This is a genomic window from Vibrio sp. 10N.261.55.A7, assembly GCF_002877365.1.
Classification (GTDB): domain Bacteria; phylum Pseudomonadota; class Gammaproteobacteria; order Enterobacterales; family Vibrionaceae; genus Vibrio.
Window position 1 is genome coordinate 10,285 of the sequence record NZ_MCWZ01000008.1, and the last position, 13,177, is coordinate 23,461.

Here is a 13,177-nt window from a genome sequence, read left to right on the forward strand (position 1 = left end):
CCTTTTCTAATTTGGTATGACCGTTACTTGTTTTATTTTATTGGCTTCATAGCGTCACATCCCGGCCCAGTGCTACAGAATGCCTAGCTAAACCAGCTTATTCTTCATTTTATTAGAAATGGCGCGTTCATCCATGTGCTCAAAGTCGTTAAATTGCAGCGCCTATTTTCAACGTATCATTCAATCCATAACCAAGTCTTTTCTTGGTCAAATCTTAAAACTATCATCCTCGCCATCTCATGATCTGTACTCCATAATCATCGCAATGCGTAATATTCAAATCTAACAACATCCCATAAGAGCCAAATATCAGACGATTACATGATCCACACAAAAGCCTATATCTACGATATCCTGTAAATAAACGCTATTAATTGGATTTTAATATCTATCAGCTCTCTATCATTCGCCTTTTAGGAACCCTTATGTGTTTAGGGTTCAATCGACTTGGGCAAAGTTATGTAAAACTGAGTTCCCTCACCTTCTTTGCTTTCACAACTGATGCTTCCCTGTAGTTTCTGAACCACTAGGTTGTATACAATGTGCATTCCTAACCCCGTGCCACCATTATGACGTTTAGTCGTAAAGAAAGGCAGAAAAATGCTCTCTTGCACTTCCTTACTCATACCGCTGCCATCGTCACTATAGGTGATATGAACCTTATCATTGTTCAACGTAACCAAGAGTTGAATGGTGCCTTTTTCTGATTCTTCATAACCATGAACAAGTGAATTCATCACGAGATTAGACAATATCTGCCACAAGATACCTGGGTAGCTGTATAACTCTAATCCCTCGTCACAATCCCACTTTATCTCTACATTTTTTAGTTTCAGTTTTGGCTTAAAACTGATCACCGTGCTCGTTAGGTACTCAGCAAGCAAGAATGTTTGAAGTTCCTCTACATGTTGATCAGTCGCTACGGTTTTGAACGTATTTACTAAAGTGACCACTCGATTTAGGTTATTGATTGAAATATCGGCGCCTTGTTTATTCTGTTCAATGAATTCCTCTAAATCTGAACGATCTATTTTTTTGCTTACATACAAGCGTTCCAAGTCTTCATTAAGTTCCTTCGAAAACGTCACCGAAGTCAACGCTATGGCGAGAGGCGTATTTATTTCATGGGCAACCCCTGCCACCAACTTTCCAAGCGCTGCCATCTTCTCACTCTCAATTAGCTGAGACTGAGTCAGCTTCAGCTCTTCAAACGCTTCACGCAATTGCTTTGATTGTTTATCCCTATCCTCAACGATTTCGACATACTTGTTGTACCAAAACAAAAGATCACGAATATCTTTCAGTTCAAACTTATCCTCTTCATGGCCTAAAATGCTCTTCTCTTTGTCTCTCATGGCGATACTGAGAGCCTCAATCGGCTTAAGTACACGCCGCCTGATATTGACCCAAGCAAATAAAATAAAACCAAGAGAAAGAACAATAAGGCCCGCAGCGATTGAGAGCGTTTGATACATGCCCTGCAAGATCTGCTCTTCAGGAACCATAATAATAAATCGCCAACCCGAGAGACCTGAACGATGGCTGACAAAGAAAAACGATTCACCATAGACCTCTACTCGATAAGGTAAACCATCTTTTTCAGGGAGCATATTTGAAGGTACTGGCAGACCAACCATTTTAGAATCATTATGAAATACGATTCTATTTGTAGCGTCGAGCACCAATAATTGTCTATCATCACTGCTTTGTTGCATGAGCATCTTTCGGTACGAAACAGGTGAAAACGCCATGTATAAGTAACCGATATGTTCTTGTTCCATGCTTTCTTCATTTAACCGGTACATCTTTTGAATTGCGGGCAGTACCTGAACATACGCTGAAGCACGATTAATGTTCGATTGAATACCTGGCCAGCATAACGTGCTTGCTTCCGCTTGAAGACAACTGTCTACTTGAGATTGAAAGGCTTGGCGGTCAATATTAGTCAATTCAACTTCTAGATTGAGCGAGTAGGTTCTGCCTTCGTTCAATATGATAGAAATGGCGGTTAGGCCCTCTAGGCTGAAATAATGCGCCAAATTTTTTTCTATTAACGCCTTAACTCTTATTTCGCTTATGGAAGAATAGGAATCCTCATCAAACATTGCATCCAGCATGTTAGAGTCTGAGACTATATGCCTGCCCACGGATTCAACGGGTTTCTGAAGGTTAATGATTGATTGCGCTTTTTCTCGGGCCATGTCGCTAGCAAATCGAATCGCTTGCTCTCGAACATAATAGGAGCTGATATAGGCTGTGGTACCTCCTAGAAGTATGACGGGAACTAGACTCGCCACCAGCCAGAAGAAGACCAACCTGCCATTTAAACTGTTAAACCACCTAGAAAATAGATTCTCCACGCAAAGGGCCTCTAAGCACTAATTAAGGTTAATGACTTCTTCGAGATGCACAATGAGCTCAGGTGAAACCCAGATCTCTTCATTCACATCCTCCCCCTTAAGAAGCGCGACAGCAGCTTCAACACCTAATGCGCCCTGTTGATAGGATTGCTGGTCTAGCGTTGCCGTCAATTTTCCTTGCTCGACTAAAGCCTTTGCCTCTGGAATCGCATCGTATCCAATCACTTTTATGTCCGAGATACCTTTATCCAGAAGCGATTGTGCGACTGCTAAGGCCATTACATCATTTGCGCAAAAGAACGCATCAATATCTGGAAACTGATTTAACACCTTGTCACTGAGTTCGTATGCTTCGACATATTGCCAGTTAGCCGAACTTTCACCAATTAGCGTCTTATCATGGATAGCTAACGCCTCTTTAAACCCCGCTCCTCTTGCTTTTGACACAGATGAAACCTGTGGTCCAAGAATGATATACGCTGAAGAAATATCCGAGTGGTTCTCCAGAACCTTCTCTGCTAGGGCTTGTGCGGCCGCTTGATTATCAATCCCGACAAATGGTATAGGCTCTAACCCTATTTTTTCGGCTTGCTCTGAATTGATTTGATCATCCAGATTGATCAGAACCATACCTTGATCCTGCACCTGTTTTAGCGATGGAAGAAGCTGCACCGTTTTAGCAGGAACAAAAACAACAGCGTCAAACTCTTCCTCCACCGCACTCATTATCATCTTCTTTTGTAATGCGGTGTGGGTTTCATTTGGTGTTCCCTTTGCTACTAAAGTCACGCCTAAATCATTGGCGGCATCGCGCGCGCCTTGCTCCATCATTAAATAATAAGGGTTACTTTGGGACTTTGTCATTAACATGATCTTCAACGGCTCAGAACCCTTTTCCACGTCCTGATTACCCGCAATTGAGCTCGCCTCCATTGGCTCTGGAGAGCAAGCGGAAAGGCAAACAACGGTTAATAAAGACGCGAGTGCAACTCGGTATTTTGAAATCAAAGCACAACCCTCAAACTGTATGTTCTTATTTCATACTAGAAGAGTCCTTATTCGTGCGCCAATCTTAAGAGTCTTACAGTCATCGCCATCCCCCTTAATACTCTGATTAATCAGGACTTCGGATTCCTTTTCATCAAAATTCTTTAATAAATTCAATGTAAATTTTGTTAAAGACTCTACCCATCTCATTCGACTATTGTTAATCTAAATGCAAACGAGAATAGTTATCGAGTAGAAACAATGAAGAAACCATCACCTCAGCAACTCACCGTCATTCACTCAGAAAAGATATCGCCAAACATGAGGCGAATTACTCTTCATGACAACGTCCTTGAAAATCTGCCAACAGACTGTGACGGCAGCTATATTAAACTGCTTTTTAACCAGTCGGGTGGTACGGATCTAAGTGCTTTGAAAGAAGGTGAGCGACCAGTAATGCGCACCTATACCATTAGAAAGTTTGACGCTGAGAGACGAACCGTAGAAGTAGACTTCGTCTGTCACGTCACTCAAGACTTGCAATGTGGATTTGCCGCTCGCTGGGCTATGAACGTGACAGTAGGCGAGACAATCACAGTGGCAGGCCCTGGTAATATTCAAGATATGAATACAGAAGTCGACTGGTTCTTCATGGTTGCCGATATGACGGCTCTTCCTGCCCTGTCTGCAAAAATACAAAAACTGCCTCATGATGCCAAGGGTTATGCTGTCATCAAAATCATCGAAAAAGCGGATATACAGCCATTAAAAGCCCCTGATAATTTCCGAGTCATTTGGTTAACCGGCGATGCACCACTGGCCTCTAATGTTAAATCTCTTGATTGGCTCGAAGGAACGGCGTCTGTTTGGACAGCTTGCGAATTCGAATCAATGCGCGAATTACGTCAATACTTCCGCAATGAGAGAGAAGTGCCTAAAGAGAATATTTACATCAGTAGCTACTGGAAACAAGGAGTGTCTGAAGATGGGCATAAAGTCATAAAGCAGCAAGACGCCAAGGAATACAGTTAACGCCTAAAATCATTAGCTCGATCACTTCGCTATTACGGAAGTGATCGAATTTTTAGACAGCCTTTGAATGACCATTTCTTAATTTAGATTTTGTGCCTCTAACCTCGCTTTAGCTCCTTTCTTACTGAAGCTCTATAGTCATGAACTGACTATGGGGATCCAATTGATAATCGGAAAACGGGGCACAAGATTGGAAGCCAAATTTTTCGTAGAGATTGCGCGCTGGCCTGAAATACTCTTCGGTACCGGTTTCCAAGCTCATTCTTGTAAAACCCTGACCTGAAGCATTGTCTAACGCGTGTTTCAACAGCTGACTGGCTACTCCCGATTTTCGCGCATGGGCTGAGGTTCTCATTGACTTCAATTCTACATGATGTTCATTCAACGCTTTGATTGCCACGCAACCCATCAGCGTCTCACCACGCCAACCACTGAAGAATGTTATCTCTGGCGCTTTCAAAGCGTTAACATCAAGTGCATGAACACTTTCAGCTGGAGATGTGGCATACATATCGGCTAAGTGCTCTTTCAATAGCTCTATCACTCCGCCATCTTCTAGACTGTCTACTTTTATATCCATATAAAACTACTTCCTATCGATTTTCTGTTACTTTTTTCGCCAAAACCAGTCTCGCTCACAACGATTTAACATACGAGGCAATTTTAGCGCTCTCTTCTTCATCCATATTTGGGAAACTTGGCATTTTGGATCCCACCGTATCATCCGACGTGACTTTGTGTGAGATTTGCTCTTCAGACAGAGCGGTGGCACGATTGGCGGGGATACCTTTAAGAAACTGCCCTTGCCCGGTCTTTTGATGACAGCCCGCGCAATGATGCTCGAACAACTGTTTGCCCGTCGTTAAATGTGGATGATCATGCAAGTCTTTATCACAGCCAGACAGCAGAGCCAAAACAAAAATAGAAGCCAACAAGCGCATACTAACGTTTACTCCTCTTTTTTCTTGCAAGTGATATACATAAACGAATGACCAAAATTAATGACCAGCACAGTAAAACCACTCATCCGCAGTCAGAATGGTCGCTCAATGATTATAATTAAACGTTATAAATAACAGTGTATTAGATACTATAGTATCTAAGCTTATATTTGTTGTCGCGTTAAATTTAACATAATTTCAACACAGCAACACATTACTGACGTTCGTTTCGAGTTGGCGTCAGTTTATGAATGATCAGACGTTCTCCTGTTGCTAATTGTCATCACTTTTGGCTCTTTTCCAAACCAGTCAATTCTGTCTTCACTGCATCATGCCTATCTACAAGTGACGCATCATTGTTAAAAATAAAAATGTACGGCAACTTCGATGAAATAATGCCAGTATAAAGAGGTGAAAAATCAAAGGAATTTACATGTCACACACGAACCAACTTCTGCTATTTCTCGACGTCGTACAGCAAGGGTCATTTACCAAAGCTGCCCAGCTTCATAATATGGATAACTCGGCTCTCTCGAAGCAAATCAAAAAGCTAGAAGCGCAGCTCGGTGTGCAACTACTGAATCGTTCGACTCGGTCATTCTCTTTAACATCAGCAGGCGAAGAGATTTTACTTCAGTGCCAAGAACTGCGAGATAACCTAAGCCAGGTACAACTTATCGCGGATTCTTATCAAGCCGTCCCCAAAGGTCGAATTCGAATTACATCACCGATTTATTTTGGGCAAGAGTATTTGCAGCCCGTTATCGCAGAGTTTATTAAAACCTATCCCGATGTTCAGGTGATTCACTCTTTAGATGATAAAAAAAACGACATCATCGCCGATCAATATGACTTGGCTTTCCGGCTCGGAAAACTGAACGACTCGAATTTGATTGCCAAAAAGGTCGCGCCAACACAATTTATCATCGTCGCTTCTAAAGCGTTTGTAAGTCAGCACGGTACACCAACGACACCACAAGAATTAATAGAGCTGCCCTCCATTGTTTACAGTAATTTGGATGTCACGATAGATCAGTTGACGATCAGTAACACTCCAATAGTCGGCGATTCAAATTCAACAGCAACGGATGAATTTCAATATTCAACCTACGCGATGAAAAGTGTCTATACGGTCAGTGATGTTCGAACTATGGTGAATTCAGCTCGAGACGGTGTGGGGTACGCGCTGATTGAAGTCTCCAACTTAAACAAATCACTGCGAGAGCTAGGGCTGGTTCTACTTCTGCCAGAGTATAAGATTTCGACGATGAATACGGCTATTTATGCCATTTACCCCCATCGTAAATACACGAAGCTGACGCAAGAATTCATCAAATCCGTTCAAACCCATATCGGTGATCCACCAAGATGGAAAGCGTATCTGAACAGCGAAGGGAGCGAATCCAATCGTTTGCTCTAGAAACACAAAAGCCCAGGTGCATTAACACTTGGGCTTTCTAGTCATTGAGAGTCGTAAATAGATTACAAAACAGTAATAACATCATCGATTGGCAAACGTGCCTTTGGAAGACCATGGTTATAGTCTTCACCGTCTTTGTGGTATCCCATTGCTAAAGCGAAATCACAGGTGTAGCCATCTAATTCCTCTTTAAAAATATCACCAATCAACTCAGGGTCAACCCCTTCCATAGGTGTCGATGCGATGCCTAAACGAGCAAGCACATGAAGCGTGTTACCCAGCGCTATGTATGTTTGCGCCTTCGTCCAGTTTCCATTAAATCCATTCTCATCAGTATTTAATTCAGCAAACGCATACGCACCATTCAACATGTTGTCGTACATATCAGCGGGTAAATGGCCAGAAATTACTTCAGCATCAACCACTTTCTTGTATTGATCCTTGGTGTAGTGAGGATTGTTTGCAAACAAAATAATATGTGACGCCTCTTTTGCGTGAGGCTGGTTAAACTGATAGTTATTCGCGAACGTATCGTGGAAACGTTGCTTGGCTTCATCACTCTCAATCACAATGAACTTCCACGGCTGTGAGTTGATTGAAGAGGCAGACAAACGAATCGCTTCTTTGATCACTTCCATATCTTCAAACGAAATCTTCTTCGTCGCGTCATATTTTTTCGCTGTGTAACGATTGTTTAGGTCTGTAATGATTGGGTGAGACATGATGAATTCCTATAGCGTTTTTGTTGACGCCATATTAATCACTCACGCTTTGCTAAAAAAGAGCAATTATTCCCATTCATTATGGTATTAAATAACCACAATATGCATTACTTAGATCAGCCCGCTAGCGTTCCGTGTAATTTTAGAAATGTTTGCTAGACTAAAATACGCTTATTGAAACCAAATAAAGAAGGAGTTTTTATGCTTGGAGAAAGCCATTCACTGCTCAATGATTTTCCAGAATTAAAGGACGTCATTTTGAGACTGACAAAAAAGGATGAAACGTTCAAAGTTGACGTGACACAGTACGATGCCCTGGACAAGGAAGTAAGAAAATTGGAGCTGCAAGACTCCCCTATTTCTGATGAGGAAATGCACCAGTTAAAGCACGATCGAGCAGTACTCAAAGACAGTCTGTACCAACGCTTAACCTCCAAGCAATAACCCGCCTAAATCTCGCTGAGCCTAATCCTCATAGGTTCAGCCATTGCCGCCACTCCTCCAAAATCTGAGTTATGCATACAAACTCGGCCTTCATTAAAGAGACGTTCCCAGCGCCCTGTCATCATTTCAATTAGAGACGCGTTCAATGCCCATCGACCTACTTACAGTTTCAGTTGTCAATCATGGTTACTTAATCAATAATTTACATTAATATCATTTAAACAGCGAATTAATCCAATGCTGGCACGCGTTAACTCAGTCTTTTGTCATATTATTTTATTGATAACGGTCACCTACTCTAGCACCGTATTTTCATCCCCAAGCAGCTTTAGTCAGGCAAAAGTAATGGCAAAAGAACAAGTGTATTTTGACCGAACTCAACACGGTACTTTTTACTGTGGATGCGAATTTACGTTTAAAGGACGCAGTGGCGGAGTCATCAATCTCGAATCCTGTGGTTACCAAATCAGGAAAAACGAAACGCGAGCAAGTCGACTTGAATGGGAGCATATCGTCCCAGCATCAAACTTTGGCCGCGCTAGGCAATGCTGGCAAGACGGGGGCAGACAAAACTGCACCAGAACGGATCCCATCTTCTCTCAAATGGAAGCCGATCTCTTTAACCTTACCCCCTCTGTTGGGGAGGTAAACGGAGACCGCTCAAATTATAATTTTGGGGTGGCTCAAACCAAACCTCAACATGGGCAATGTGATATCAGTATCGATTTCAAAAATCGCACAGTCGAGCCAAAAGACGACATCAAAGGGTTCATTGCTCGCACCTACTTTTATATGCACAGCCAGTATCACTTTCCAATATCAAAGCAACAAGAACGACTGTTTATGAGTTGGGATAATCAATATCCGGTCACTGAATGGGAAATGGAACGGAATCAACGCATCGCAACAATCATGGGGCACAACAACCCTTTCGTTACAGGTGAAAAGCACTGGGAAGTTGGGTTCAACACATCTCAAGAGCACAATTTTCAGCAAACCCATAACGTGCAGCAACCCCCTAACACGCAGGAAGCAACTCGCAATCAAAGTACTGAGTCGTCATACGTGATTCATGGAAATAAGAGAAGTAAGGTTTACCACTTGCCTTCTGGTTGCCCAAGTTACAACAGCATGAGTGACAAAAACAAAGTCATCTTTAGCACAGAACAAGAGGCGATGGATAAAGGTTATCGAAAAGCGGGCAACTGCAGATAAACAACAATAGATACGAACGGTAGATAGGCAAAGAACCGCCCCTTCGATTCAAAATAAAAAGCCCGCTATTAACGGGCTTTGTCTTATTCCAAACGTAGAGGACGTAGAGCAAATTAGCAACATTCAGCACAGGCCTGAGTGGCAACGCATTCTTTATTGATAGACTGGGGCCTAAGCTACTACCACTACAACCTGTCTAACTCATTACAAGCTAACATTGATTCACTGCCCTTTGACGATAAGTTGGAAAATGAACAGGGCCTAGAGATGTACTACGCCTATCAAGCGCAGCCTTGGTTAACCTTTACGTTAGACACACAATACGTCACTTCTGCGATCTCAACACAATACAACGCTTTCCTAGTCGGTTTGCGTACTAACATCGTGTTCTAAACCCTAGAAACGATAAAGGCAGCGACTACAGCCTCTTGCGCTGTCGCTGCCTCACTTCCATTGTTTCATTTGGCTATAATGCACAATCAAAAGATCGCTCATCGAGCAGTAATGTTCAATATTCGATGTTGCGTACAGTGATTGAATAAAGCGAATTGACCGAGTTCTTTTTCTAGTGCCGCATAAAATTCATCGCTCTTTTTTAAACTTGATTCCAAAAATAGATGAATGACATTCAATGTTTTGGTCTGTTTATCCACTTTGCAATCGGCTCTCGCCACAATTTTTCCCTCCCATAATACTGGCAGACAAAAATACCCAAACTGCCTTTTATTCTCAGGTACGTAACACTCTAGTAGGTAATCAAACTCAAATACGAAGCTCGTTCTTTTACGCTGAATCACAAGATTATCAAACGGCGAAAGTAGCTTTAGTTGTTTTTTATTTAAACGCCCTTGAAGCAACGCTAACGCCGCTAAACCCGTAAAAAGAACCTCGCCACCTACCCGTATTTGTTGAATATATTTATCTTCAACAAGCTCACGAATCGCAAGAGTCACTTGGGGTTTCATTCCTTTCAACAGATACGCCATTTCTGTTGAACTCCCAAATCCATGCGCTTCAATAAATCGCAACACCAAAAACTTCGCGTACTCTTGGTTCGTAGGCAATCGGGTATCGACGTTTTCGGGTAACACACGTTCAGTCAGATCATACACTTTATGGAAATTAACGCGCTTAGGGATCATCAAATCTCCTTGCATGTACAAGGTTTCTAATGCCCTTTTTGTCGGCTTGCTTCCCCAACCGCCAATTTTCGCACTCTTAGATTCGAAGTCTTTCGCCATTAACGGGCCTTCAAGTTCAATGCGCTTTAATACTTCAGCCATCAATGCATGATCTTTCTTGTACCAATGTGCTTGCTCATTGGTCCGAATGGCCTCTTTTCTAGGTAAACTGAACCTAAAGTCTCTCATTGGTAAATAGGCAGCGGCATGAGACCAATATTCAAAGGCCTGTTTATCCTCCATCAACCGATCAAGGTGTGCTGTTTGATAGTCGGGGTTTCGATTCCAGAGCGTATGGTGGTGGGCTCGTTGAACCACAGAAATGGTATCAATTTGAACGTAGCCAAGCTGTTCTAACGCTTCTACAGTTTTTTTATAAGGCTGAAAGTTTGACGTTCGGGCAGGCAAACCCTGTGAAAGTAGGGCTAGCTTTCGAGCTTGAGCGATTGAGAGTGATTCCATTTTGTTTTTTAGAATTCAAATGAGTTTGCGACTACTGTAAACATTCTCGTCAGTAATTACGAAACATTACATTAACGTTGGGTGCATCGAGATCGTTAAAAGAACCGGATTTTCCCTGCCCCAAACCGCCATTTGAAAACAAATCGTGCATATTTTAAGGTTCTGCTCATTTCCTACTCGCTTGAATCCCCTTTTAAACGACTAAAATTATTATTCATCCAATTGCATTTCCTTATATATATCAACCACTCAAAATACAATTTAATAAAATATTCACTTGTTATTTACAAATCCATCAAATAACCTGAATATCAGTTTCCAACTTGGTATCTCATTTGTCATACCACCTATAAGAGAAACAAACATTCCAATAGCGTCTTTGGCTTTGCTACGTATTTAAAATTTGGAATATAACAATGAAAATTAAAACATCACTATTTAGCCTTGCTTGCTTTTCCGTCCTCTCTCTTTTGGTCGTCGTGTCACTAACGGAGTACGTCAATATTAAGCTGATTAAGCTTGAGAAAACGCTCATTCAAGTAAAATCTCTCGAGGTTTCATTACTAGAACTGAATCGCATTGAACTGGAATTTTTGCACAGTCACGATACTGCTCTGGTTGCGCCATTTCTTTCTGAATATCAGCATTTTGAGGAGTTATTGGAAGGATTCACCCAACAGCTTAAAGATACGGGGATCGCGGTCGCTGACTTGGGTAAATTAAAACAAGAAATAGAGCAGTACAATGCTGACTTTAAGATCATGGTTTCAGAAATAGACGAAGACACAAATCAAGTGTTGAAATTGAAAGAGGAAATGAAAGTACTATTTGACGACATTCTTTCTATATTTATCTCCGTTGAGCATAAACTAGAAGCAGACGTTGACGAAATACAAGGCAACATAACCTTATTTATTATTGGGTCACTAATCACGGTCACCACTACTCTACTTTCCATTTCATTTTTTATTTCATCAAGAATCTCTCGAAAAATATCGGCTCTAAGCGATTCAATGAATGAGGTTTCCAAAAATAAGGACTTCACTGTTGTCGCTGACGATAGCGGAAAAGACGAAATCGCCTCAATTGCTACCGCTTTTAACCAAGTCCTGTTCGATACACGTGAATTAATTGGCCAAGTTCAAGGGACGGTCAGTGAATTGGGGAATATATCGGGTCGTTTGCAAAACGAAGGTGCCAATGTAGAAAGTGCATTACAGCAGCAACAGCTTCAAACAGACAGCGTTGCAGCAGCGGTAACAGAAATGGGTGAAAGTATTCACGTGGTAGCCGTAAACAGCAATCAGGCGTCGAGCAATGCACAAGCGAGTTACGACATGGCGAATAAAGGGTTGACTGATGTCGCATACACTAGAGATACCATTAATACCCTTTCTGAAGATTTAGTGCATGCCAGTAAAGAAGTTGATCACCTTTCAGCACGCTCTCAAGAGATTGATACTGTTCTTAAGGTAATCAAAGAGATCGCCGAACAGACGAATCTACTAGCCCTAAACGCCGCTATTGAGGCTGCTCGAGCGGGGGAGCAAGGCAGAGGCTTTGCTGTTGTTGCTGACGAGGTAAGAACGTTAGCAGGACGGACTCAACTTTCAACGGAAGAGATCTCAACGATTATTCAAGGTCTCCAGAATCAAACCAGAACGGTTGTTGACACTATGCAAAACTGCTGTGAAAAAAGCGATCGTAGCGTTGAATCAAGTCAACAAGCATACGTTCGAATTTCGGATGTCATACAAGACATGCAAAGCATCCGCGATAGTAGTTTCGAAATAACGGCGGCAATGGAGCAACAAAGTACCGTGTCCGCAGACATCGCAAGAAACGTTAATACTATTCGCGACATTACATTGAGTAATACAGAAGGCGCCAGCCAGAATGCTATCTCAGCAAATTCTGTATTAGAGCAAACACAATCGCTAGAACTCTCTGTCGCAGGCTTAAAAGCGTAACGAGACCAAATTAACGGTTAACTATCAAACCGAGTCACCTTTCTATGACCCGGTTTTCAGACACAAAAAAGCCCACACTAGGTGGGCTTTTTGCTTGTTCATAAAGAACGAATTTGGTGCCGCTACTGGACTCTACTCTCCAATCTATCAGATTGATTAATATTCATATTATAAAGGTAGAGTTTACAAGTGTTACCTCTGGTGTTACTTTGGTTGGAAGTGACTATGTGTTTAGCTTCGACTAAGTAAATTAATTAGCTCAATGGAAAGTAAATTCTGACTATCACCATCGCTCAATATCCGAAACAGCAATGTCTCGATACAAAGGGTTAACTAGTGGGATGTTGAATTTGAGGAATTATAATGCTAAGTCGATGAAGCGTTGGCTAATGTTAAGGCCATGAACAAAATTATCGGGCTAGGTATGCCTGTTAGAAATTGAT

The 13,177-nt window shown here is 41.9% G+C and carries 11 protein-coding genes and 2 pseudogenes; 7 read left to right on the forward strand and 6 right to left on the reverse strand.

What is annotated here, in order from left to right; translation table 11 throughout:
- Nucleotides 1-431 precede the first annotated feature (431 nt).
- Both BCU12_RS01095 and BCU12_RS01100 read right to left on the reverse strand, forming a co-directional pair.
- Entirely contained in the window at nucleotides 432-2,297 is a 1,866-nt protein-coding gene (locus BCU12_RS01095) for an ATP-binding protein (protein ID WP_133153794.1), read from the reverse strand.
- 81 nt (nucleotides 2,298-2,378) lie between these two features.
- Nucleotides 2,379-3,368 carry a substrate-binding domain-containing protein gene (locus BCU12_RS01100; protein ID WP_102402566.1) on the reverse strand — a complete coding sequence of 330 codons (990 nt, stop codon included), beginning with the start codon at nucleotides 3,366-3,368 and terminating at the stop codon, nucleotides 2,379-2,381.
- A gap of 240 nt (nucleotides 3,369-3,608) precedes the next feature.
- On the opposite strand from BCU12_RS01100, the gene BCU12_RS01105 reads away from it, so the two are divergent.
- Complete coding sequence (locus tag BCU12_RS01105) at nucleotides 3,609-4,379, forward strand: siderophore-interacting protein (RefSeq protein ID WP_102402567.1); 771 nt, start codon at nucleotides 3,609-3,611, stop codon at nucleotides 4,377-4,379.
- Between the two features lie 121 nt (nucleotides 4,380-4,500).
- Here BCU12_RS01105 and BCU12_RS01110 read toward each other — a convergent pair whose 3' ends face one another.
- On the reverse strand, nucleotides 4,501-4,959 hold the full coding sequence (locus BCU12_RS01110; RefSeq protein WP_102402568.1) for a GNAT family N-acetyltransferase: 459 nt from the start codon (nucleotides 4,957-4,959) through the stop codon (nucleotides 4,501-4,503).
- A 55-nt stretch (nucleotides 4,960-5,014) separates the two neighbouring features.
- Nucleotides 5,015-5,320: a cytochrome c gene (locus BCU12_RS01115; RefSeq protein ID WP_102402569.1), complete on the reverse strand. Its 306-nt coding sequence runs from the start codon at nucleotides 5,318-5,320 to the stop codon at nucleotides 5,015-5,017.
- A 433-nt stretch (nucleotides 5,321-5,753) separates the two neighbouring features.
- On the opposite strand from BCU12_RS01115, the gene BCU12_RS01120 reads away from it, so the two are divergent.
- A complete protein-coding gene (locus BCU12_RS01120; protein ID WP_102402570.1) occupies nucleotides 5,754-6,740 on the forward strand; it encodes a LysR family transcriptional regulator in 987 nt (328 codons plus the stop codon).
- A gap of 62 nt (nucleotides 6,741-6,802) precedes the next feature.
- Here BCU12_RS01120 and BCU12_RS01125 read toward each other — a convergent pair whose 3' ends face one another.
- Nucleotides 6,803-7,462, reverse strand: coding sequence for an NAD(P)H-dependent oxidoreductase (locus BCU12_RS01125; RefSeq protein ID WP_102402571.1), 660 nt, complete (start codon nucleotides 7,460-7,462; stop codon nucleotides 6,803-6,805).
- Nucleotides 7,463-7,663: 201 nt separating this feature from the next.
- On the opposite strand from BCU12_RS01125, the gene BCU12_RS01130 reads away from it, so the two are divergent.
- The 3 genes and pseudogenes from BCU12_RS01130 (at nucleotide 7,664) to BCU12_RS01140 (ending at nucleotide 9,514) form a co-directional block, all read left to right on the forward strand.
- Entirely contained in the window at nucleotides 7,664-7,906 is a 243-nt protein-coding gene (locus BCU12_RS01130; RefSeq protein WP_102402572.1) for a YdcH family protein, read from the forward strand.
- 237 nt (nucleotides 7,907-8,143) lie between these two features.
- Nucleotides 8,144-8,842: pseudogene (locus tag BCU12_RS01135) on the forward strand (endonuclease); the annotation flags it as partial.
- A 417-nt stretch (nucleotides 8,843-9,259) separates the two neighbouring features.
- On the forward strand, nucleotides 9,260-9,514 hold the full coding sequence (locus BCU12_RS01140; RefSeq protein WP_241909714.1) for a carbohydrate porin: 255 nt from the start codon (nucleotides 9,260-9,262) through the stop codon (nucleotides 9,512-9,514).
- A 98-nt stretch (nucleotides 9,515-9,612) separates the two neighbouring features.
- Here BCU12_RS01140 and BCU12_RS01145 read toward each other — a convergent pair whose 3' ends face one another.
- Nucleotides 9,613-10,764, reverse strand: a complete 1,152-nt coding sequence (locus BCU12_RS01145; RefSeq protein ID WP_102402574.1) for a crosslink repair DNA glycosylase YcaQ family protein — start codon at nucleotides 10,762-10,764, stop codon at nucleotides 9,613-9,615.
- A 416-nt stretch (nucleotides 10,765-11,180) separates the two neighbouring features.
- On the opposite strand from BCU12_RS01145, the gene BCU12_RS01150 reads away from it, so the two are divergent.
- Nucleotides 11,181-12,734, forward strand: coding sequence for a methyl-accepting chemotaxis protein (locus BCU12_RS01150; protein ID WP_102402575.1), 1,554 nt, complete (start codon nucleotides 11,181-11,183; stop codon nucleotides 12,732-12,734).
- A gap of 254 nt (nucleotides 12,735-12,988) precedes the next feature.
- Nucleotides 12,989-13,176: pseudogene (locus tag BCU12_RS01155) on the forward strand (IS5/IS1182 family transposase); the annotation flags it as partial.
- Nucleotide 13,177: the final 1 nt, after the last annotated feature.

Excerpts from the sequence above, each read along its gene's own strand:
- BCU12_RS01105 (WP_102402567.1), top strand. The coding sequence starts at position 3,609 with ATGAAGAAACCATCACCTCAGCAACTCACCGTCATTCACTCAGAAAAG.
- BCU12_RS01145 (WP_102402574.1), bottom strand. The coding sequence starts at position 10,764 with ATGGAATCACTCTCAATCGCTCAAGCTCGAAAGCTAGCCCTACTTTCA.
- BCU12_RS01115 (WP_102402569.1), bottom strand. The coding sequence starts at position 5,320 with ATGCGCTTGTTGGCTTCTATTTTTGTTTTGGCTCTGCTGTCTGGCTGT.
- BCU12_RS01125 (WP_102402571.1), bottom strand. The coding sequence starts at position 7,462 with ATGTCTCACCCAATCATTACAGACCTAAACAATCGTTACACAGCGAAA.
- BCU12_RS01110 (WP_102402568.1), bottom strand. The coding sequence starts at position 4,959 with ATGGATATAAAAGTAGACAGTCTAGAAGATGGCGGAGTGATAGAGCTA.
- BCU12_RS01130 (WP_102402572.1), top strand. The coding sequence starts at position 7,664 with ATGCTTGGAGAAAGCCATTCACTGCTCAATGATTTTCCAGAATTAAAG.
- BCU12_RS01120 (WP_102402570.1), top strand. The coding sequence starts at position 5,754 with ATGTCACACACGAACCAACTTCTGCTATTTCTCGACGTCGTACAGCAA.
- BCU12_RS01150 (WP_102402575.1), top strand. The coding sequence starts at position 11,181 with ATGAAAATTAAAACATCACTATTTAGCCTTGCTTGCTTTTCCGTCCTC.